We start from the raw sequence: 20,881 nt of genomic DNA, 5'->3' as shown, positions 1-20,881 counted from the left end.
CGCCCTTCACCGTGGCAATGTATGCAGTTTATGCCACTTGCGGGTTCTACTTATCGCCCCTTTCAAGAGTCTAATTATTTCAGCAAATTGTCCGAATTGCAAGGCTATAAATATCAATAATACCAGATTATCGTTTGTTAAAATATCTGTTAAAAAATATTGCTGCTAATACGCTGCCATTAAAATTATTGTTGGATTAATTAAATTTTATTAATTGCCTTAGCTTCGTAGAATATGGCCATTGGTGAGTGATAAAAGGCTTTTGCTTGGAAAAAATTAACCTGAGCTGTAACTATTTTGTGCAATATTATTTAATTTTTAACTGGCGATAATCCGGTTTGGTAGTTTATAAATTCTGTTTTGTCGAAAAGAAATTAATTGCATTATTTTTCTATCGTAGCATTGTCAATCGGTACAAGATTGATGCCTGTGCTGCCCGCCATATTCTTTTCCACAGACCCATTTACTTATTTATGGCATTAACCGCACACCCTTTTCATCCGGTAACCCAGGAGCTTCTCCCGGGCTACCGCGACGCCTACCTCCGGGGCGACCTTTCAGTGAAAAACACCGACCTCGTCGATGCTTATCTGAAGGCCAACCCCGAGAAAGGCGGCGAAGCGTTTCAGCGCTTCCATACCCTCCAAGCCAAGGGCCACGACGTGCGCCCGGTGGGCTGGCTGCAGCATCAGTTTGAGCTTGTCCGGACCGAACCCAAGCGTTTCCGGCGCCGGGCGGGCTCCATTGTGGCCGTGGCCGCGCTGCTGAGCGGCGCTGCCTTTGCGGGCAACAACCTCCACCGCACTGCTGGCATCGGCCTGCCGGCCGGTTCCGCCGTGGTGGCCCCCGCCGAGGCCGCTACCACGGCCGAGGCTACCGCCACGGCTGCCCGCATGACCACCGTGTCGGGGCGGATTCTGGACGAGAACGGCCACCCGCTCATCGGGGCCACCGTGCTCGACAAGGCCCGCGGCCGGGGCGTGAGCACCGACGCCCAGGGCAACTATTCATTGACCGTGCCCGCCAACCAGGCCTCCCAGTTGCAGGTGGGCTACGGCGGCTACGGCGAGGCCGACCTGCACGTGCAGGTGAAGGGCTACAGCGTGCAGAACGTGACGCTGGTGCCCCAGGCCAAAACCACCAAAACCAAAAAACACCATTGGTGGCAGTTTTAAGTAGCTGATTTCCTTTCGGGACACTCTGTTGTGGCGGCAGCATGCTCTGAAAATATCGGCAGTTTGGCAACGCGGCCCCCGGGCCGCCCGCCGCGCTGCCGAGGTAGCTGGGGCAGGGTCCCAAGTGGCAAAGCCTTTGTACGCAAGGGGTTCGCCGCCGGGGACGGGCCTTGTATCGCCGAGTGCTTTCCCGAATAAACTGCTTCCCCCCGCCTGCGGGGGGAAGCAGCGGGGCCGGCCGCTGGCCGGCCCGGGTGGCATCGTCGGCGCACCGGCCACCTCTTTGCTTCACATCCTTATGAACATTCCTTTTTTCAATCGACTGCCGCTAAAAAAAGTGACTGTGGCCACCGACGATGAAATGGCAAAACGCTCCAAACAAGTAATCGAAGGCCTGCTGCACGACCTGCCCGACCTGCTGATGGCTTGTGTGGTGAACGCGCAGTCGGGGCGGGTGGTGGCGTCCTACACGGTGAGCGCGGCTTATAATCCCAATCAAATCAGCCTGCGCAATGCCAAGCTCCTGCGCATCATGGACGAAGCCCTGGCGGCCAAGGCCTGGGTGGGCGGCCCGCTCACCGACATCTCGGTGATGTTGGAAGACCAGCTGCACCACCTGCGCCCCATGAACGGCGGCAAGTGGTACTGCTTTCTGGCCGTGCACACGGCCGATGCCAACCTGGGCATTGCCAAGGAAATCATGCGCCGGCACGCGGCTTAATCGTTATTTTTCTTTTTCTCAACCCAACAAACCCAATCCCCATTCAATGTCAACCGTTACCGTATCCCCCAAGCAAACCATCAAAGACATCATGGCCGAGCTGCCCACGCTGCTGGCCGTAGCCGTGGTAGAAGTTGAAACCGGCATGCCGCTGGCTTCGCACGCCAACGTGGCCGATTTCGACATCGAAACCGCTGCCGCCTACAACACCGAGGTGGTGAAAGCCAAGCTGAAAGCCATCAAGGCCCTCAACCTGAACCAGACCGTGCAGGACATCCTGCTGACGCTGACCGACCAGCTGCACCTGCTGAAGCTGTCGCCCACCGGCGACAAGTTCATCTACCTGGCCGTGAACTCGCGCGACACCAACCTGGCCCAGGCGCGTCAGATTATGAAAATGTACTCGGCCAGCCTGAACTAATTCACGGCTTTTGGCTCTGGGGCAGCCCGCCGGCGGTTTCGCTGGCGGGCTGCTTTTTTGTTGGGCGTTGCAGAAGCCAGCCAATGTTGCAGCCAAACCCCCGCGCTGCCCGTACTGAGGGCCCTATGTACGCACCTGCCGCCGCCAGCTCCCGCCCCAACCTCACCCAGGGTTCCATTCTCAAAGCGCTGCTCACGCTGGCGCTGCCCATCGTGTTCGGCAACCTGCTCCAGACCGGCTACCAGCTCGTGGATGCCTTTTGGGTGGGGCGCCTGGGGGCCGGGGCCGTGGCCGCCGTGGCCGTGAGCTTCCCCGTCAACTTCCTGCTGATAGCGCTGGGCTCGGGCTTTTCGGTGGCCGGCTCGGTGCTGGTGGCCCAGAACTACGGCGCCCGCAACCTGCCCATGGTGAACCACATTGCGGCCCAGGTATTGGTGCTCGAAACCGGGCTGGCGCTGGTGCTCACGGCGGTGGCGCACTGGGGCTCGCCGCGCATTCTGCGGCTCATCGGGGTGGGACCCGACATCTTCGCGCAAGCCGACCAGTTTCAGCGCATCCTGTTTTTGGGGTTGGCCTTCAACTTCGGCTTTCTGATGTTCCAGGCCCTGATGCGGGGCGTGGGCGAGGTGCGGATTCCGCTTTACATCAACATCAGCACCCTGGCGCTCAATTTCCTGCTCGACCCGCTTTTCATCTACGGCTGGGGGCCGGTGCCGGCCTTCGGGGTGTCGGGCGCGGCCGTGGCCACGCTCATCACGCAGGCCCTAAGCATGGCGGTGGGCATGGCGGTGCTGCTGCGGGGCCGCTCGGGCATCCAGCTTTCCTTCAAAGGGTTCAAGCCTGATTTCGCCCTGATGGGCCGGGCGGTGAAACTGGGCGTGCCCTCGTCCATCGAGTTGTCGGCCCGGGCGCTGGGGCTGTCGGTGATGACGGTGCTGGCCGCTTCGTTTGGTACCACCGTGCTGGCCACCTACGGCATTGGGTCGCGCATTCTGGCGCTGGGCATCATCCCGGCGCTGGGCATTTCGCTGGCCTGCTCCACGCTGGTAGCCCAAAATATTGGCGCCCGCAATGTGCCCCGCGCCGTGCGCACGGCTAATTATGCCATTGGTATCAGCTTCGGCGGGCTGCTGGTGGTGGGCCTGCTGGGCTATCTGGCCGCCGAGCCATTGGTCCAGTTCTTCCTGAAAGGCGACGAGGCCGTGAGCCGCGACGCCGTGGAATTTGTGCGCATTGCCGTGTTTAGTCTGTGCTTTACGGGCGCGCAGCAGTCGGTTTCAGGGGCTTTGCGCGGGTCAGGCAACACCCTGTCGGCCATGATGCTAACCATAATCGGGGTGTGGGTTTTTCAGTTTCCGGTGGCCTGGTACCTATCGCAGCACACGGCGCTGGGCTTCCACGGCCTGTGGTGGTCGTTTGTGGTGGCCAATGTACTGGCGGCGGTGCTGGCGCTGCTCTGGTACCTGCGCGGCGACTGGAAGGGCAAGGACCTGGCCGACCCCTTGCAGCACAGTGCCAACGTGGTGGCGCAGTTCGAAGACAAGCCATAGTTCGCCTGGGCTATTGGGTTTCTGCTGTAGTTGTTGCGCCTACAGCGCCGGTTTCGTCGCGCGCCGCCAGCCACGCCACCGCCGCCAGGCACAGGGCAAACCACGCCCAGGGTAGCCGCAAATCGAGCACTGAAAGCCCGCCAAAAACCAGCGCCGTGCTGAAGCTGGCGAAGGATTGAAATGCTTGGTTCAGCCCAAAAATCTCGCCCCGGTCGGCCTCCGTGGTGTGGCGGGCCAAGCGTCCTTCCAACAACCCCTGGATGAGCGAAAGCGTGAGGCAGTCGGCTGTTACCAGGGCATATAGCGCGGTTTTGGAGGTGCCCATCAGGCCATAGCCGGCCAGCACCGGTACGCCTAGCGCCGCCAGCCACACAATGGCCCGGCGCTGGTTGATGCGGTCGGCGAAGTAGTTGTAGAACACGAAGTTCAGCCCCACGCTCAGCGCGCCGAAATACATGAAAAAGTAGGAAATGCCCCGCGCATCGAGCCGCAACGGCCCCAGGCTGGCAAACGGCACAAAGTAGAAATAATAGCCCGTGCTGAGCGTGAGGGCCACCTGCGTGAGCACAATGCGCCGAATGCCGGGGTTCTGCCGGTTCTTTTCGCGCAACCGCGCCCACAGCGTGAGCGGGTTGATGGCCAGCGCCAACTCGGCCCGAAGCTCGGCGCCGCGCACGCCGCTACGCTGCCGGTGCGTCTCGGGCAGCCAGAGGCTCAGCAGCACGTTGAGGGCCGCCAGGGCCACGGCCAGCCGCACCACGTAGGTGGCCTGCTGCGTCGGCGGCACCTGCAGGAACGTTAGCATCAGCCCCGCCGCCATCGGTCCCAGCACGAAGCCCAGCGAAATAATAGCTCCTTCGATGCCCAGGTTGCGAAACAGCTGCTCGGGCTTCGAGATGTCGGTGATGGCCGAGCGCACCGTGGCGTACATGCCGTTGGTGAGGCCGTCGGAAACCCGGTTCACGAAATACAGCCCTGTCCGCACCGGCAGTAGCAGCGCGTTGGCCAGCAGCGTGCCCACCGCCGAGAGGATGAATATGGGCCGCCGCCCGTAGCCATCGCCCAGCCGGCCCAGCAGCGGCGCCGAAAACAGCTGCACCCCCAGAAACACGCCTGTACCCACGCTCAGCCACAGCTGCGGCTGGTGCAGGCCGCGCACAAACTCGGGCAGCACCGGCCCCACGGCCGCCCCCACAATGACGTCGAGCAAAATGATGGCGTAAAGCAGCGGCAGACGACGGTCGGAGGGAAGCAGGGGCACGGGGCAAAAGTAGGCGTGCGGGGCGGGCGCGGGGCTGCGAGGTGCGTTCCTGCCGCAAAAATCGCCCTACATTTAGCGCATGGATAGAACCGTACGCATCATCAAAGCCAGTGGCCACAAGGTGGCCGAAATTACTTTCAACTACGATGGGGTGCGCCAGGCCACGGCCCGCATCACCCAATTTGGGCAGCTCCGCGACGACGACGACCCGGACGACGAAGACCTCAAATCGGTGTACGAACTCTACAGTCACGAATCCTATCTGAAATACCAGGAGTTCGACTCCATCGATAAAATCAAAGCCTTCGACCGCGACTACGCCAAAAACAAGTTGCGCAACCACCTCACCGAGCCCATCGCCCGGTACACCTTCGAGTACGATGCCGACCCGGTGCTGCTCCGCTACGTCCTGACCACGAACCGCGGGGTGACCGGTATGGTCAACATCCGGTTCAGCTTCATCAACAACACCAAGGATGTCGCTTTTTTGTCGGGCCAGCACCCGCGCTTCGACATGGAGCTGTCATCGAAGCCTGGAAACCAACTACAGCTGCATGGCGCGCCTGATGCATTATGAAGACTCCATCCTGTCCGGCTGCGACGTGCAAAAACTCGACCCCTGGTATTAAGGGCTGGAAATAAGCTGGCCCACTCCCTTGCTCCGGCAGGGGTGGGGGGCGGCCTTTTCCGGCTGCCCGGGGCCACCCGAACTGCCCATGAGCTACCCCGTACAACCCGGACACCCCATTTGGTGGTAAGCAGTGGGCTAGGTCGGTGTTTTTTTGTGGTTATGAGTGAAGTGTTGACAGCCCCCGGGGTTTCGCCGCGGCGGGCGCGGGTGTCCATTGCGTTGTTCTTTTTCGTGTCGGGCTTCGGGTTTGCTACCTGGGCCTCGCGCATTCCCATCATCCAGCACCGGCTCGGGCTCGACGAAGCGCAGCTGGGCGCCGTGCTGCTGGCCCTGCCCGCCGGCCTGATGATGACCCTGCCCGTAACCGGCCACCTGCTGCAGCGCTTCAGCAGCCGGCAGGTGATGATGGTGGGCGCCGTACTCTACAACCTCGCGCTGGGTTTGCTGGGTTTTGCGGCGCACACCTGGCAGCTGGCGGCGCTGCTGTTCTGCTTCGGCTGCTCGCGCAACCTGCTCAATCTGTCCGTCAATGCCCAGTCAGTGGGCGTCCAGACGCTCTATTCACGCTCCATTATTGCCACGTTTCACGGCATCTGGAGTGTGGCGGGGTTTGCGGCGGCCGGCGTGGCCACGCTGCTCATCAAGAATAACGTGCCGACGAGCTACCATTTCGTGGCCGTATCGGCAGCGCTTACCGGGCTGGCACTGGCCTTCTTCCCAGGCACGCTGGCGCTGCCGCCCGCGCCGCCCGCCAAACGCTCGTTCTTTTCCTGGCCCGAAAAGCCGGTGCTGAAATTCGGGCTCATTGCCTTTGCCTCCATGGCCTGCGAGGGTACGCTCTACGACTGGACCGGCGTGTATTTCGCCCAGGCCGTGCACGCGCCCAAAGAGCTGGCCCCCATCGGCTTCACCCTCTACATGGTGGCCATGACCACCGGCCGCTTTCTGGGCGACAGGTTGGTGACTCGCTTTGGCACCAAGCCCATTCTGCAAGGCAGCGGCTTGCTAATGAGCGCCGGCCTGCTGCTGGCCGCCACCTTTCCCACTGTGTTGCTGGCCGGGCTGGGCTTTGTGCTGGCGGGCCTGGGCGTGTCGTGCGTGGTGCCGCTGGTGTTCAGCCTCGTGGGCCGCGCCAACCCATTGCGCGCCGGCGCGGCCATTGCCTCGGTTTCCACGGTGAGCTACTTCGGCTTCCTCATGGTACCACCTTTGGTGGGCTTTGTGGCGAAGGCAGCCAGCCTGCGCTGGTCGTTTGCGCTGGTGGCGCTGCTGGGTGGCCTGGTGGTGTGGCTGGTGCCAAAGTTGCGTGAGGAAGCGCAACAGGCATAAAAAAAGCGCGACGGCTGCCCATCGCGCTTTCTCAACCTGCTGATTCAACCAGCTTATGCCAGGTTGTTCGAAGAAGCTTTAGCTGCCAGGAACTCGCGGTTCAGAATGGCAATGTTTTCGAGCGAGATGCCCACCGGGCACTCGGCCGCGCACGAGCCGATGTTGGTGCAGGCGCCGAAGCCTTCCTTGTCCATCTGGGCCACCATGTTTTCGACGCGGGTTTTGCGCTCCACCTGGCCCTGGGGCAGCAGCGCAAGCTGCGACACCTTGGCCGACACGAACAGCATGGCCGACGCATTTTTGCAAGCTGCCACGCAGGCGCCGCAGCCAATGCAGGTAGCCGCCTCGAAAGCCCGGTCCGAAATTTCCTTCGGAATCGGAATCTCGTTGCCGTCGGGCGCGCCGCCGGTGTTCACGCTCACGTAGCCGCCGGCCTGAATGATGCGGTCGAACGCCGAGCGGTCTACGCTCAAGTCCTTGTTCACCGGGAAGGAGGACGCGCGCCAGGGCTCGATGGTGATGGTGTCGCCATCCGAGAACTTGCGCATGTGCAGCTGGCAGGTGGTGGTGCCCTTCTCCGGGCCGTGCGAGCGGCCGTTGATGAACAAGTCGCACGAACCGCAGATGCCCTCGCGGCAGTCGTGGTCGAAGGCCACCGGGTCCTGGCCGCCGCGCAGCAGGTCCTCGTTCAGCACGTCGAGCATTTCCAGGAAGGACATATCGGGCGAAATGTCCTTTACCTGATAATCCACAATTTTCCCCTGGGCCTGGCGGTTGGGCTGCCGCCACACTTTCAGGGTCAGGTTCATCGGTTTAGCGTTGGGGTTGGAACCGGCCATTTTCTTATTTGTCGTTTGTCATCCTGAGCGCAGCGAAGGACCTTATCACGCTGGTACTCGTTGGGTTAGTAACTTAATTGATGCGCGCGTGATAAGGTCCTTCGCTGCGCTCAGGATGACAGATTATTACTTGTAGCTGCGCTGGGTCAGCTTCACGTTTTCGAAGGTTAATTCTTCCTTGTTGAGCTTCTCAGGCTGGTTTTCACCCTGATACTCCCAGGCGGCTACGTAGGCGTAGTTTTCGTCGTCGCGCAGGGCCTCGCCCTCGGGGGTCTGGTACTCTTCGCGGAAGTGGCCGCCGCAGCTCTCGTTGCGGTTCAGGGCGTCGTCCACCATCAGCTCGCCGAGCTCGATGAAGTCAGCCACGCGGCCGGCTTTTTCCAGCGCTTGGTTCATTTCTTCGCCGGAGCCCACCACTTTCACGTCGCTCCAGAAGTCTTTCTTCAACTTCTGAATCTCGGCCTTGGCGTGGGTCAGGCCCTCAGCGGTGCGGGCCATGCCGCAATACTCCCACATGATGTGGCCGAGGATTTTGTGGAAATCATCGGGGGTGCGGTTGCCTTTGATGCTGAGCAGCTGCTCGGTGCGGGCCTGCACACCAGCCTTCGCCTCGGCGAAAGCGGGGTGGTCGGTGCTCACCGGCTTGGGCGGCGTCTGGGCCAGGTAATCGCCAATAGTGTAGGGGATTACGAAGTAGCCATCGGCCAGGCCCTGCATCAGGGCCGAGGCGCCGAGGCGGTTGGCGCCGTGGTCGGAGAAGTTGCACTCGCCAGTGGCGTAGAGGCCGGGCACAGTGGTTTGCAGGTTGTAGTCCACCCACAGGCCGCCCATGGTGTAGTGCACCGCCGGATAAATCCGCATCGGCTGCTTGTAGGGGTCCTCGTCGGTAATTTTCTCGTACATGGCAAACAGGTTGCCGTACTTCTGGCTCACCGCGTCGGCGCCCGTGCGCTTAATGATTTCCGAGAAATCGAGGTACACGGCCAAGCCGGTGCTGCCCACGCCACGACCTTCGTCGCACATCATTTTGGCGTTGCGCGAGGCCACGTCACGCGGTACGAGGTTGCCGAACGCGGGGTACTTGCGCTCCAGGAAGTAGTCGCGGTCGTCTTCGGCAATGTCCTGGGGCTTGATTTCGCCTTTGCGCACGCGCTCAGCCATTTCCACCGTTTTGGGTACCCACACGCGGCCGTCGTTGCGGAGCGATTCCGACATCAGCGTGAGCTTCGACTGATAGTCTCCGCTGACGGGGATGCAGGTGGGGTGAATCTGGGTGAAGCAGGGGTTGGCGAAGTAGGCGCCTTTTTTGTGGGCGCGCCAAGCGGCCGTCACGTTGCAGTACATGGCATTAGTGCTCAGGTAGAACACGTTGCCATAACCACCGGTAGCCAATACCACGGCGTGAGCCGAGTGGGTTTCAATCTCGCCGGTAATCAGGTTGCGCGTCACGATGCCGCGGGCCTGACCGTCGATTACCACCACGTCGAGCATCTCGGAGCGGGTGTACATCTTCACTTTGCCGTAGGCAATCTGGCGGCTCAGGGCCGAGTAGGCGCCCAGCAGGAGCTGCTGTCCGGTCTGGCCGCGGGCATAGAACGTGCGGCTCACCTGGGCCCCGCCGAAGGAGCGGTTGGCCAGCAGGCCGCCGTATTCGCGGGCGAAGGGTACGCCCTGGGCCACGCACTGGTCGATGATATTCACCGACACCTGGGCCAGGCGGTACACGTTGGCTTCGCGGGCGCGGTAGTCGCCGCCCTTGATGGTGTCGTAGAACAGACGGAATACGGAGTCGCCGTCGTTTTGGTAATTTTTAGCGGCGTTGATGCCGCCCTGCGCGGCGATGGAGTGCGCGCGTCGGGGCGAGTCGTGGTAGGTAAAGGCCTTCACGTTATAGCCCAGCTCGGCGAGCGAAGCGGCGGCGGCGCCACCGGCCAGGCCCGTGCCGACCACAATCACGTCGTATTTCCGCTTATTGGCGGGGTTCACGAGCTTGACGTTGAACTTGTGCTTCTCCCACTTTTCGGCGAGAGGGCCTTCGGGAATTTTGGAATCCAACTGCATAAAGCGACGGAGTGAGGGAGTGATATTCAGCAAGTAAACAGTTGAACGCGCCGGGTGTTAGGCGCGGTCGATAGTTTTCCTGCGCGTCAGCAAATGAAAATTAGAAAGCGGCGGCTACGCTTTGTAGCACGGCCGGAGCATTGGCAGCCAATTCGCCCTGCGCGTTGGTGAACAGGAAGAAGTAGAGCGGCATGGACGCGAAACCGGCCGAAACCAGCACGGCAAAGGCGTAGCCGATGTACTTAATGGCCGGAGTGTACTTGCGGTGGTTCAGGCCCAGCGTCTGGAAGCCGGAGCGGAAGCCGTGCCACAGGTGGTAGCCGAGGCTGATTTGGGCGGCCACGTAGAGCAGCACGTACCACCAGATGTGGAACGAATCGACCACGGCCATGTAGAGGTTGTCGTAGTCGCGCGTCAGCGGGTCGGCACCGCCCATCTTGGGGATGTCGCCGGCGAAACGGGCGCGCCAGAAGAAGTTGTAGAGGTGCACCAGCAGGAAAATCAGGATAATGGTGCCCAGGATGCCCATGTTGCGCGAGGTCCATTCCGAGTTTTGCTCAGAGTGGTTGCTCACGTAGCCCTGGCTGCCGCGGGCGGCTTTGTTGCGGCGCGTCAGCATCAGAGCTTCGTAAATGTGGAAGCCAAAACCCAGCACCAAACCCCACTCGATGGTGCGAATGATGGGGTTGGTGCCCATGAAGTGCGAGTAGGTATTAAAGGCCGCGCCTCCGTCGTGCTTGAAAAGCTGCAGGTTGCCAATGAGGTGAACCACCAGGAAAGTGCACAGAAACAAGCCCGAGAGGGACATGATAATCTTTCGGCCGATGCTGCTGGTGAATGTTTTAGTTATCCAACTCATAAAGTAGCCAAACTTGGAACGTGGGAGGGTGTGTTTTGAGGGCTCAAAGGTAGCCCCCACTCGCTAACCGGGCAACGGACGCGTAGTTTACTTGCCTGCCAAAGGAGATTGAATAAACTATAGCCGGCGTGGTGAATCTATCCGCCGCCGGCATCGTTTACACACGCACGGGCGCGGCCATTATAGTTTGACTAACTTACCTGGCCCAGGGGCGCGGCTGCAGCCGTGAGGCCCTTGCCCAAGCTGTTTTCTTTTGTTAATCAAGTTTGTATGACACAGTTTTTTCCACTTCGGGTAGGGGCGTGGGCGCGAACGGCGCTGCTGCTGATGGTCGTTGCCGCGGGGCTGGGCGCGCGGCCGGATGCGGCGTGGGCCACCCACTTGCGGGCCGGCGACATTCAGGCCCGGCCGGACACGGTGACCAACAATCCGCGGCGCGTCTTTTTCAAGATGATTCTCTACACCGACAACAGCTCGACCGTGCCGGCCGACTTTGCCACGGTCTTCTACGGCGATGGCACGTCGAGCTGCCCTCCCGGCATACCGCGCTTTGGGGGCCGCCGCGCCATTCCCGGTAATTCTGATACGAGCGCCAACATTTATTATTTCGACCACACCTACCCATCGTCGGGCAGCTTCACGGTGAGCTACATTGGCGAGAACCGCAACCCGGGCGTGTTGAACATGGTGAACTCCGTCAACACGAACTTCTACATCAGCACCCTGATTACGATTGACCCCGCCCTGGGCCGCAACCGTTCGCCCATCCTCACGGCACCGGCCGTCGACAAGGCTGGGCTCCGCCAGGTGTACCTGCACAACCCGGGGGCTTACGATGCCGACGGCGACTCGCTGGCCTTTCACCTGCGCCCCAGCCAGATGGTGCCGCTGGGCATTGTGGGCACGCAGGGCCCCCCCTGCGTCGGCACGGGCAACAATACCCCCGCCCCGGTGTCGGTAGCAGGCTTTGTTTATCCGAACGACCCGAGCATCACCGGCCCGGCCAACCCGCCGGTGCAGGTGGCTTACAATGGCGTGCCGCCGGGGGCGCCGGGCGCACCCGCCATTTTCGTGCAGGATGCTTTCACGGGCCAGATTACCTGGAATGCGCCGGTGGCGCTGGGCTTTTACAACGTGGCCTTCGAAGTGGAGGAATGGCGCCGCACGCCGCTGGGCCGCCGCCGGATTGGCCTGGTCATCCGTGACATGCAGATTATTGTGACGGCCTCCAACAACCTGCGCCCCATCATCACGGTACCGGCCGACATTTGCGTGGTGGCCGGCGCCACGGTGACCGGCAACGTGACGGCCGTGGACGACGCGACGGGCGGCGCCCAGCAAACCCCGATTTCGTTGTTTGCCTATTCGGGCGTCATCCCGCCGGCTACGTTCCGGCAGTCGCAGACCGGGCCACCGCAGGCCCAGGGCACCTTCACCTGGCAAACGGACTGCAGCAACGTGGCCCGGCAGCCGTACCTGGTGGTGTTTAAGGCGCAGGATTCGCCATCGGCACCCACGGTGCCGCTGATTGACGAGAAGCCCTGGCGCATCACGGTGGTGGGCCCGGCCCCGCAAAACCTGCGCGCCGTGCCCGCCGCCGGCACTGTGGCCAGCGCCGTGCTGACGTGGAACCCCTACATCTGCACCAATGCCTCCCAGATTTACATCTACCGCAAGGTGAACTCGTCGAGCTTCGTGCCCGGGCCTTGCGACACGGGCATTCCCGCCTCGGCCGGATACACCCGCATCGGGGCTGTGGCGGCCAATGCGACCACCTTCACCGATAGCAACCTGGATGCTAACGGCGTGGCCCAGGGCCTCGACCGCGGCCAGACGTATTGCTACCGCATCTATGCCGAATTCCCTTTGCCAGCAGGTGGGGCCAGCATTGCCTCGCAGGAGGCCTGCGTGTCGTTTCAGGGCAATGCGGCCAGAATTGTGAAGGTAGACGTGGAAAACACTGGCGTGACCACCGGCCAGATGCAGGTGTGCTGGACGCGCCCGCGCGCCGCCGGCGGCATCCCCTTCGAGGGCACGCCCAGCTACGTGCTGTCGCGCGGGGAGGGCCTGACGCCGACCACGTTCACGCCCATCGCCACGCTCAGTTCGCTGGCCGATACGTGCTACACCGACACGCAAATCAATACCCAAGACCTGCAGTACACTTATAAGCTGGAGTTTGTGCGCACCTTCGCCCCCGGCGATTCCCGGGCACCGGTTCGGGAAGCTTCGCCCACGGCCAGTAGTGTGCGCACCAGCGCCGTGCCCACCAGTGCCGCGGCCACGGCCGTGCGCGTAAGCTGGACCTACAATGTGCCGTGGGACAACGCCACCCGCCCGGCCATCGTCTTCCGCCGCACGGGCAGCACGGGCGCTTTTGCCCGCATCGGCACGGCCCCGACCACGGCCACCGGCGGCACCTATACCGACAGCGACCCCACGCTGGTGAAGGGCCAGACCTACTGCTACTACGTGCAAACCGATGGCCAATACCCCGGCATTGCCTACCTGAACTCGCTGCAAAACCGCAGCCAGGTGCGTTGCCTGGAACTGCGCAGCCCGCCCTGCACGCCCAAGCTGACGCTCGAACCCACCAACTGCGATGAGCTGGCCGCCCGGCCACAGTACCCCACGCCCAACGACCGGTATACCAACCGCTTAAGCTGGACGCTGACCGACACGCCCACCGGCTGCGATGCCACCGTGACGGGCTACCGCGTGTATTACCGGCCCACGCCCACGGGGCCCTTCGCCTTCCTGGGCACCACTACGCAGCCCAGCTTCGTGCACAGCGATTTGGCCTCTAATGGCGGCTGCTACGCAGTGCAGGCCGTGGGCACGGGTGGGGTGCTGAGCGACACGAGCAACGTGGCTTGCCAGGACAATTGCCTGTTCTTCATCCTGCCCAACGTGTTCACGCCCAACGGCGACAACCAGAACGCGGTGTTCCGGCCCAAAAATAACTCGCCGGTGCGGCGGGTGCACTTCCAGGCCTTCAACCGCTGGGGCGTGAAAGTATTTGAAAACACCACCACCGCCAGCGACCCCGTGCTCATCAACTGGGACGGCGGCGGGCCGGTGGGGGAGGCGGCCACCAGCTCGGGCAAAACCACCGCCGATGGCGTGTACTACTATCTGGCCGAAGTGGAGTTTGCCGATTTCAACAACACGAAGCGGACGTATAAAGGCTGGGTTGAAATCATTCGCTAGCCTTAAAAGCGAGTTAAAAAGAAAGGCCGTTCCGAAAGGGGCGGCCTTTTCGGCTTAATTTGTGTGGGCAAGAAAAGGGGGGAAAAATAACGCGTTTGCGCAGGCAAACCGGCTTCACTTTCCGTACTTACTTCAAAACCTCGTGCGTTCAGCAGAGTTGCTAGTCGAAGCCTGCCCCGCACGGGGGGAGCGGCGCTGGTTGCTGTTTTTCAAAATAATTATGATAGAATCTTTTCTCCTTCGTGCCAGGGCTTGGGCCTGGGCGGTTTCGTTGGTGTTGGTGGTGGGGGCGGGGCTGCGGCCGGAAGTGGCGCACGCCAGCCACATCCGGGCCGGCGACATTCAAGCCAAAGTGGACACCACGGCGGGCCGCAACCCGCGCCGCATCTTCTTCAAGATGATACTCTACACCACCACGCTGCCCAACGGTACCCAGCAGCCGGTGGATGAGCGGCAGGTGACCATCTTTTTCGGCGACGGCACCTCCAGCTGTTACCTGGGCGTTGACCGCGTGGGCGGGCGTCAGCCCATTCCACTGGTGCCGGATACCGGCCTGAATGTGTACGTGTTTGAGCACACTTATCCCGCGACCGGTAGCTACACGGTGAGCTACACCGGCGAAAACCGCGTGGCGGGGGTGTTGAACATGGATAATTCGGGCGCCCAGTCGTTTTTTATCAGCACTACCGTTACCATCGACCCCGCCCTGGGCTTGAACCACTCGCCGGTGCTGACCTCGCCCGCCGTGGACAAAGGCGGTATCAACCAGGTATTTCTGCACAACCCCGGGGGCTACGACGCCGACGGCGACTCGCTGGCCTACCACCTGCGGCCCAGCCAGAAGGTGAGCCTGCTGGCCCAGGACATTGTGGGGCTGCCCTGTCCGGGAACTACGGGCAACAACACCCCCATTTCAGTGGTGGTGCCCAACTTTCGCTTCCCGGCCGACCCGGGTCTGGCCGCGGGCGCTGTACAGGTGCCCTACAACGGCGTGCCGTCGAGCACGGGCACAGGCAACCTTGCGCCCATTTTCGTGCAGGACCCCTTCACCGGCCAGATTACCTGGAACGCTCCCGGGCAGGCTGGCACCTACAACGTGGCCTTCGAAGTGGAGGAATGGCGCCGCACGCCGCTGGGCCGCCGCCAGATTGGCCTGGTCATTCGCGACATGCAGATTATCATCGTGCCCACCAACAACCTGCGGCCGAACCTGACCATTCCGGCCGACATCTGCGTGGTGGCGGGCCAATCAATTACCGGCGTGGTCACGGCCGCCGACGGCATTGGGCCGGGCAGCGCGGCCCAGACGCCGGTTACGCTTTTTGCTTATTCGGGCGTCAGGCCGCCGGCTACCTTTGTGCAGAGCACCCAGGGGCCGCCCACCGCGCGGGGCACATTCACTTGGCAAACCCAGTGCAGCAACGTGGCCCGCTTGCCCTACTTGGTGGTGTTTAAAGCCCAGGACACGCCGCCGGGCTCGGGCACTACCACCACCACCCCGGCCAACCAGCCGCTGATTGATGAGCAGGTGTGGCGCATTACGGTGGTAGGGCCGGCGCCCCAAAACCTGACCGCCACGGCCGGCGTCAACGGCACGGGGCTGAACCGCACAGTGCTCAACTGGAGCCCTTACACCTGCACCAATGCCAGCATTATCTACATCTACCGGAAGGTGGGCCCGGGCCCGGCGCCGGGTGCCTGCGAAACGGGCATTCCGGCCTCGTCGGGCTATGTCCGCATTGGTTCGGTGGCCCCCAACGCCACCACTTTCACCGACGAAAACCTCGATGCCAGCGGCACGGCCCGCGGCTTGGCCCGGGGCTTCACGTACTGCTACCGCATCTACGCCGAGTTTCCGCTGCCGGCGGGCGGGGCCAGCCTGGCTTCGGCCGAGGCGTGCGCTACGTTTGCCGGCCGCTCGGCGCAGCTGAAGAACGTGGATGTGGACGTGACCAGCGCCACCGCCGGCCAGATAGCCGTGCGCTGGACCACGCCGCGCCCCACCACGGGCGTGGCGTTCGATGGCACGCCCAGCTACGTGCTGTCGCGCGGGGAGGGCCAGAGTCCGACGACGTTCACCACGGTGCGGACCTTCACCTCGTTCAACGATACGTCGTTTGTCGACACCGGCCTCAATACCCTGGACAGGCAGTACACGTATCGGCTCGATTTTGTGCGCACCTTCACCAACGGCCAGGCCAGCGTGACCGAAACCGGCATTCCGGCCAGCAGCGTGCGCACCACGGTGGTGGCCGGCAACCCGCCCACGTCGTTCAATGTGCGCTGGAGCTACAACGTGCCTTGGGACAACACCGCCCGGCCCGTAACCATCTACCGCCGCGCCGATACGCCGGGGAGCCAGTTCGTGCAAATTGCGACGGCCCCGACCGGAACCACGGGCGGCTCTTACGTCGATAATAGCGCGACGCTGGTGACAGGCCAGAACTACTGCTACTACGTGCGCACCGAGGGCCGCTACGTGCCCACCGGCTACCTGAGTTCGTTGCTCAACAAAAGCCAGGAGCAGTGCCGCCAGCTGATTGCGCCGCCCTGCACGCCGGTATTGTCCCTGCAAACGGTGAACTGCGACAGCTTGGCGGCCCAGCCCCAACTGTCGGGCAGCAGCCAGACCTACACCAACCGCCTGAGCTGGACGCTGAGCAATGCCCCCACCGGCTGCAACGCCAGCGGGGTCAGCTACCGCCTGTACTACCGCGAAGGCCCCGCCGGCCCCTTCTCCCTGCTTACCACCACCTCGCAAACCAGCTTCACCCACAGCAACCTGCCGAACCTGGGCGGCTGCTACGCGGTGCAGGCCGTGGGCAGCGGCGGCGGCGTGAGCGACACGAGCAATGTGGCCTGCCAGTCCAACTGCCTGTTTTTTTCGCTGCCCAACATCTTCACGCCCAACGGCGACGGCCTGAACACGGTGTTCAAGCCCCGCAACAACTCGCCGGTGCGCAGCGTGCACTTCCAGGCGTTCAACCGCTGGGGCCGCAAGGTTTTCGAGAACACCACCACCGCCTCCGACCCCGTGCTCATCAACTGGGACGGCGGCGGGCCCCTGGCCGGCGATACCCCCGGCGCCCGCGGCAGCAAAGTGGCCGATGGCATCTATTTCTACTTGGCCGAGGTCGAGTTTGCCGATTTGAACGGCACCAAGCGGACTTACAAGGGCTGGGTCGAAATCGTGCGGTAATGGCCCTGGAGGCCAGCCCGCCAAGGCTTTGACAAGGTGACATTTCAAACGGAGCGGACCTCAGGGTGCGCTCCGTTTTTTTGGGTCCAATGCTGGTTTGTTTGCAGCTTGCGCCCCCATTCATTTTCCCTCCCTCAGATACCCTCAATTCCCATGAGCTCGACCACCGCCATCGTTTTCCCCGGCCAGGGCAGCCAGTTTCCGGGCATGGCCCGCGACCTTTTCGACCAGAGCCTCGACGCCCGCGCCCTGCTCACCCAGGCCAACGACCTGCTCGGCTTCAGCCTTACCGATATCATGTTTTCGGGTTCCGACGACGACCTGCGCCGCACCGACGTCACGCAGCCGGCCATTTTCGTGCATTCGGTGGCCCAGTTCGTGGCCCGGCCCGAGCTGCAGCCCGGCATGACGGCCGGCCACTCGCTGGGCGAGTTCTCGGCCCTGGTGGCCGCTGGTGTGCTGCGCTTCGAAGATGCCCTGCCGCTGGTGGCCCGCCGCGCCCAGGCCATGCAGGCCGCCTGCGAGGAGCAGCCCGGCACCATGGCCGCCATTCTGGGCCTTGACGACTCCACCGTGGAGCGCATCTGCCAGGAAATCACCGACGCGGGCGACGTGGTGGTGGCCGCTAATTACAACTGCCCCGGCCAGCTCGTGATTTCGGGCTCCACGGCCGGCATCGCCAAAGCCTGCGAGGCTCTGAAAGCCGCCGGCGCCAAGCGCGCCCTGCCGCTGCCCGTGGGCGGCGCCTTTCACTCGCCGCTCATGCAAAGCGCCGCCGCCGCCCTGGCCGCCGCCATCGAGAAAACCACCTTCAACGCCGCCAAATGCCCCGTTTACCAAAACGTGGACGCCCGGCCGCACACCGACCCCGCCGAAATCAAAGCCAACCTGCTGGCTCAGCTCACCGCCCCCGTGCGCTGGACGCAGCTCGTACAGCAAATGGCCGCCGACGGCGCCACCGAATTCATCGAGTGCGGCCCCGGCAAGGTGCTGCAGGGACTGGTAAAGAAGATTGTGCCCACCGCCACCATCGGGTAGCATCAGCACATGAAAAACGCGCGGCCCTAGCCGGCTGGTTGATGTGTTCAACCGGCTGGCCAGGGCCGCACTGCTAACAGGTCGGGGCATTGCGCCAGCAACTCGGCTACGTGCAGCTTCAGCACCGGGTGCCGTGCCGCGCCCGCAATTTCGGCTAGTGGCACCAAGGCAAAGCGCCGCTCGGGCAGGCGCGGGTGCGGCACTTTCAGGTTCGGTTCGTCAATGATTTTGTCATTGAACAGCAGAATATCCACGTCCAGCGTGCGGCTGCCCCAGCGTTCTAGGCGTTCGCGCCCGGCCTTTTGTTCGGTGGCCAGGCAGTGCGCCAGCAGCTCCTGGGCCGACAGCTCCGTGCGTAGGGCCAGCGCCTGGTTGAGAAAGGCTGGCTGGTCTTCGCGGCCCCAAGCGGCGGTTTCATACAAGGCCGAAGCGGCCGTTATTTTGCCGGCCGAGGCGGCCAATTCCTGGCGCGCAAACGCCAACAAAGCGGCCCGGTTGCCAAGGTTGCTGCCCAGCAGCAGGTAGGCGGTGGCGGGGCGGCTCACAGGTGACGCAGGAAGAAGTCGGCGGTGCGCTCGGCTACGAAACGGGCGGGTTCAGGTAGCTCGTTTTTGGGCCAGGGATGCGCGCCGCCGAACATGTGGGTGGCGTCGGGTATCAGCAGCAGCTCGGCATCGGGCTTGTGCTGGTGCAGGGTGTGGGCGGCGGCCACGTGCACGGTTTCGTCCTGGTCGCCGTGCACCAGCAGCAGGGGCTGGCGCAGCTTGCGGCGCACGTTGTGGGCAATGTCGAGGCGCGGGCGGTGCCGGTGGTAGTCCTCCACAATCTGGTAGTGCATGGGCAGCTGCTGGCCGGTGCGGGTGTTGGGCACGTGCAGGATACCGGTGCGCTCCCACTCGTCAAAAATGGACTGGGGCCAGTGCGGGTGCACTTCGGCAATGGCCGCCCAGGTGGCCACGGCCCGCACGCGTGGGTCTTCGGCGGCCTTGAGCAGCACTAGGCCGCCCCCGCGGCTGTGGCCTACCAGGCCCAGGCGCTGCAGGTCCATTTCGGTGGCCGGCACCGGCGACTTACCGTCGAAAAGGGCGTCGATGACCAGCCCGATGTCATCCAGTTCGATGCTGAAGTTGTTGCGCCCGAAGGCCTCCAAATCTTCCAAATCGCCGGTGCCGCCCACCACGATGCCGTTGTGCGACAAATTGAGCTTGACGAACACAAAGCCCCGTTCGGCAAAGAAATCGGCCAGCAGCGGGAAGTGGCCCCAGTCCTTAAACCCCTTGAAGCCGTGCACGAAAACCACTACGGGCTTGGCCACGCCATCGGCCCGAAAGGTGGCATCGGCCTCAAAAGCCCGGCCGTGGCCGGCATTGGTGAGCAAAAAAGAAGCGTGAGTGAGCATATAGCGAAGGTAGGGGCGGGGAGGTGGTGAACGGGTGAGGACGGCAATGCCGTCAATTCTTAAGTGTCGAAAACCCTTCAGCTTGCCCGTTCTGCCGTATCATTGCCGGCGCAATGCCCCAACAACCCACTTTCTCCCTCGACCAGATTCAGGCGCCCATTGCGGCCGAAATGGAAGAGTTTGAGCACAAGTTCCGTCAGTCGATGCGCACCAAAGTGCTGCTGCTCGACAAGATAATGGGCTACATCGTGAAGCGCAAGGGCAAGCAAATCCGGCCCATGTTCGTGTTTCTCACGGCCCGCGCCGCCCGTCCCGAGCCCACCACTACTGCCCCGCTGCCCGATGCTTCCTTCCGCGGCGCGGCCCTCATCGAGCTGCTGCACACCGCCACGCTGGTGCACGACGACGTGGTGGACGAAAGCAACTACCGCCGCGGCTTCTTCTCCATCAATGCGCTGTGGAAGAACAAGATTGCCGTGCTCGTGGGCGACTACCTGCTGTCGCGCGGCCTCTTATTATCGCTTGAAAACGATGATTTCGACCTGCTAAAGATTGTCAGCAACGCGGTGCGCGAATTGAGCGAAGGCGAATTATTGCAAATCGAAAAAGCGCGCAAGCTCGACATCACCGAAGATGTTTATTTCGACATCATTCGGCAGAAAACGGCTTCGCTCATTGCCTCGTGCACGGCGGTGGGCGCGGCGTCCGTCGGGGCCGACAAGGAGACGATTGAGCGGGCCCGCTTATTTGGAGAAAAAGTCGGCATTGCCTTTCAAATCAAGGACGACTTATTTGACTACGGCACGGCCGAAATCGGCAAGCCGGTGGGCATCGACATCAAGGAAAAAAAGATGACGCTGCCGCTGATTTATGCCCTACAGCACGCTTCCTGGCTGGAAAAGCGCAAGGTGATTTTCAACGTGAAGAACAACGAAGGTCACCGCGACCGGGTGCAGCAGGTCATTGAATTTGTGAAGAAATCGGGTGGGCTGGATTACGCCATCAACACGATGAAGAAGTACCGCGACGACGCGCTGGAAATCCTGCATACTTTTCCAGAGTCGCCAAGCCGCACGTCGCTGGAAGAGTTGATTAACTACACGATTGAGCGGGAAAAATAGCGCTGGACTGTCGGGACGGGTTTCGCCTGTCATTGCGAGCGCAGCGAAGCAATCCGTCCTGTCAAAA

16 protein-coding genes are annotated in these 20,881 nt (G+C 62.4%); 10 read left to right on the top strand and 6 right to left on the bottom strand.

What is annotated here, in order from left to right; genetic code table 11:
• Positions 1-473 precede the first annotated feature (473 nt).
• From Q4S41_RS07895 to Q4S41_RS07880, 4 genes are all read left to right on the top strand, one after another.
• Positions 474-1,175 (top strand): carboxypeptidase-like regulatory domain-containing protein, encoded by a 702-nt coding sequence (locus Q4S41_RS07895; RefSeq protein ID WP_305030562.1) that lies wholly within the window; start codon positions 474-476, stop codon positions 1,173-1,175.
• Between the two features lie 298 nt (positions 1,176-1,473).
• Positions 1,474-1,896, top strand: coding sequence for a hypothetical protein (locus Q4S41_RS07890; protein ID WP_305030561.1), 423 nt, complete (start codon positions 1,474-1,476; stop codon positions 1,894-1,896).
• A 46-nt stretch (positions 1,897-1,942) separates the two neighbouring features.
• Entirely contained in the window at positions 1,943-2,317 is a 375-nt protein-coding gene (locus Q4S41_RS07885) for a hypothetical protein (RefSeq protein WP_305030560.1), read from the top strand.
• 125 nt (positions 2,318-2,442) lie between these two features.
• A complete protein-coding gene (locus Q4S41_RS07880; protein ID WP_305030559.1) occupies positions 2,443-3,867 on the top strand; it encodes an MATE family efflux transporter in 1,425 nt (474 codons plus the stop codon).
• 10 nt (positions 3,868-3,877) lie between these two features.
• Here the strand turns inward: Q4S41_RS07880 and Q4S41_RS07875 are convergent, their stop codons facing one another.
• Positions 3,878-5,128, bottom strand: coding sequence for an MFS transporter (locus Q4S41_RS07875; RefSeq protein WP_305030558.1), 1,251 nt, complete (start codon positions 5,126-5,128; stop codon positions 3,878-3,880).
• A gap of 79 nt (positions 5,129-5,207) precedes the next feature.
• On the opposite strand from Q4S41_RS07875, the gene Q4S41_RS07870 reads away from it, so the two are divergent.
• Both Q4S41_RS07870 and Q4S41_RS07865 read left to right on the top strand, forming a co-directional pair.
• Positions 5,208-5,705 carry a hypothetical protein gene (locus Q4S41_RS07870; protein WP_305030557.1) on the top strand — a complete coding sequence of 166 codons (498 nt, stop codon included), beginning with the start codon at positions 5,208-5,210 and terminating at the stop codon, positions 5,703-5,705.
• A gap of 213 nt (positions 5,706-5,918) precedes the next feature.
• Positions 5,919-7,088, top strand: a complete 1,170-nt coding sequence (locus Q4S41_RS07865) for an MFS transporter (RefSeq protein WP_305030556.1) — start codon at positions 5,919-5,921, stop codon at positions 7,086-7,088.
• Between the two features lie 53 nt (positions 7,089-7,141).
• On the opposite strand, the gene Q4S41_RS07860 is transcribed toward Q4S41_RS07865, so the two are convergent.
• From Q4S41_RS07860 to Q4S41_RS07850, 3 genes are all read right to left on the bottom strand, one after another.
• On the bottom strand, positions 7,142-7,897 hold the full coding sequence (locus tag Q4S41_RS07860) for a succinate dehydrogenase/fumarate reductase iron-sulfur subunit (protein ID WP_305011082.1): 756 nt from the start codon (positions 7,895-7,897) through the stop codon (positions 7,142-7,144).
• Positions 7,898-8,053: 156 nt separating this feature from the next.
• Positions 8,054-9,988, bottom strand: coding sequence for a fumarate reductase/succinate dehydrogenase flavoprotein subunit (locus Q4S41_RS07855; protein ID WP_305030555.1), 1,935 nt, complete (start codon positions 9,986-9,988; stop codon positions 8,054-8,056).
• Positions 9,989-10,088: 100 nt separating this feature from the next.
• The gene (locus Q4S41_RS07850) at positions 10,089-10,847 is read right to left on the bottom strand and encodes a succinate dehydrogenase cytochrome b subunit (RefSeq protein WP_305030554.1); all 759 of its coding nucleotides are present in this window, start codon (positions 10,845-10,847) and stop codon (positions 10,089-10,091) included.
• A 270-nt stretch (positions 10,848-11,117) separates the two neighbouring features.
• On the opposite strand from Q4S41_RS07850, the gene Q4S41_RS07845 reads away from it, so the two are divergent.
• The 3 genes from Q4S41_RS07845 (at position 11,118) to fabD (ending at position 18,294) form a co-directional block, all read left to right on the top strand.
• Positions 11,118-14,057 carry a T9SS type B sorting domain-containing protein gene (locus Q4S41_RS07845; protein ID WP_305030553.1) on the top strand — a complete coding sequence of 980 codons (2,940 nt, stop codon included), beginning with the start codon at positions 11,118-11,120 and terminating at the stop codon, positions 14,055-14,057.
• Between the two features lie 220 nt (positions 14,058-14,277).
• Positions 14,278-17,256: a T9SS type B sorting domain-containing protein gene (locus tag Q4S41_RS07840; protein ID WP_305030552.1), complete on the top strand. Its 2,979-nt coding sequence runs from the start codon at positions 14,278-14,280 to the stop codon at positions 17,254-17,256.
• Positions 17,257-17,409: 153 nt separating this feature from the next.
• Entirely contained in the window at positions 17,410-18,294 is an 885-nt protein-coding gene (fabD, locus tag Q4S41_RS07835) for an ACP S-malonyltransferase (protein ID WP_305030551.1), read from the top strand.
• Between the two features lie 47 nt (positions 18,295-18,341).
• On the opposite strand, the gene folK is transcribed toward fabD, so the two are convergent.
• Positions 18,342-18,839 carry a 2-amino-4-hydroxy-6-hydroxymethyldihydropteridine diphosphokinase gene (gene folK, locus Q4S41_RS07830; protein WP_305030550.1) on the bottom strand — a complete coding sequence of 166 codons (498 nt, stop codon included), beginning with the start codon at positions 18,837-18,839 and terminating at the stop codon, positions 18,342-18,344.
• Positions 18,836-19,693 carry an alpha/beta hydrolase family protein gene (locus Q4S41_RS07825; protein ID WP_305030549.1) on the bottom strand — a complete coding sequence of 286 codons (858 nt, stop codon included), beginning with the start codon at positions 19,691-19,693 and terminating at the stop codon, positions 18,836-18,838. The genes folK and Q4S41_RS07825 overlap by 4 nt, the downstream gene beginning before the upstream one ends.
• A 113-nt stretch (positions 19,694-19,806) precedes the next feature.
• On the opposite strand from Q4S41_RS07825, the gene Q4S41_RS07820 reads away from it, so the two are divergent.
• A complete protein-coding gene (locus Q4S41_RS07820) occupies positions 19,807-20,814 on the top strand; it encodes a polyprenyl synthetase family protein (RefSeq protein ID WP_305030548.1) in 1,008 nt (335 codons plus the stop codon).
• The last annotated feature ends 67 nt before the right edge of the window (positions 20,815-20,881 follow it).

The organism is Hymenobacter convexus (assembly GCF_030580955.1).
In the GTDB taxonomy this organism is placed as follows: domain Bacteria; phylum Bacteroidota; class Bacteroidia; order Cytophagales; family Hymenobacteraceae; genus Hymenobacter.
The sequence above is the reverse complement of the archived record's forward strand: the minus strand, read 5'-3'. Positions and strand labels throughout refer to the sequence as shown.

Bases quoted from the DNA above. Each gene is read 5' to 3' on its own strand.
- Q4S41_RS07895 (WP_305030562.1), top strand. From the start codon at position 474: ATGGCATTAACCGCACACCCTTTTCATCCGGTAACCCAGGAGCTTCTC.
- Q4S41_RS07890 (WP_305030561.1), top strand. From the start codon at position 1,474: ATGAACATTCCTTTTTTCAATCGACTGCCGCTAAAAAAAGTGACTGTG.
- Q4S41_RS07885 (WP_305030560.1), top strand. From the start codon at position 1,943: ATGTCAACCGTTACCGTATCCCCCAAGCAAACCATCAAAGACATCATG.
- Q4S41_RS07880 (WP_305030559.1), top strand. From the start codon at position 2,443: ATGTACGCACCTGCCGCCGCCAGCTCCCGCCCCAACCTCACCCAGGGT.
- Q4S41_RS07870 (WP_305030557.1), top strand. From the start codon at position 5,208: ATGGATAGAACCGTACGCATCATCAAAGCCAGTGGCCACAAGGTGGCC.
- Q4S41_RS07865 (WP_305030556.1), top strand. From the start codon at position 5,919: ATGAGTGAAGTGTTGACAGCCCCCGGGGTTTCGCCGCGGCGGGCGCGG.
- Q4S41_RS07860 (WP_305011082.1), bottom strand. From the start codon at position 7,897: ATGAACCTGACCCTGAAAGTGTGGCGGCAGCCCAACCGCCAGGCCCAG.
- Q4S41_RS07855 (WP_305030555.1), bottom strand. From the start codon at position 9,988: ATGCAGTTGGATTCCAAAATTCCCGAAGGCCCTCTCGCCGAAAAGTGG.
- Q4S41_RS07850 (WP_305030554.1), bottom strand. From the start codon at position 10,847: ATGAGTTGGATAACTAAAACATTCACCAGCAGCATCGGCCGAAAGATT.
- Q4S41_RS07845 (WP_305030553.1), top strand. From the start codon at position 11,118: ATGACACAGTTTTTTCCACTTCGGGTAGGGGCGTGGGCGCGAACGGCG.
- Q4S41_RS07840 (WP_305030552.1), top strand. From the start codon at position 14,278: ATGATAGAATCTTTTCTCCTTCGTGCCAGGGCTTGGGCCTGGGCGGTT.
- fabD (WP_305030551.1), top strand. From the start codon at position 17,410: ATGAGCTCGACCACCGCCATCGTTTTCCCCGGCCAGGGCAGCCAGTTT.
- Q4S41_RS07825 (WP_305030549.1), bottom strand. From the start codon at position 19,693: ATGCTCACTCACGCTTCTTTTTTGCTCACCAATGCCGGCCACGGCCGG.
- Q4S41_RS07820 (WP_305030548.1), top strand. From the start codon at position 19,807: ATGCCCCAACAACCCACTTTCTCCCTCGACCAGATTCAGGCGCCCATT.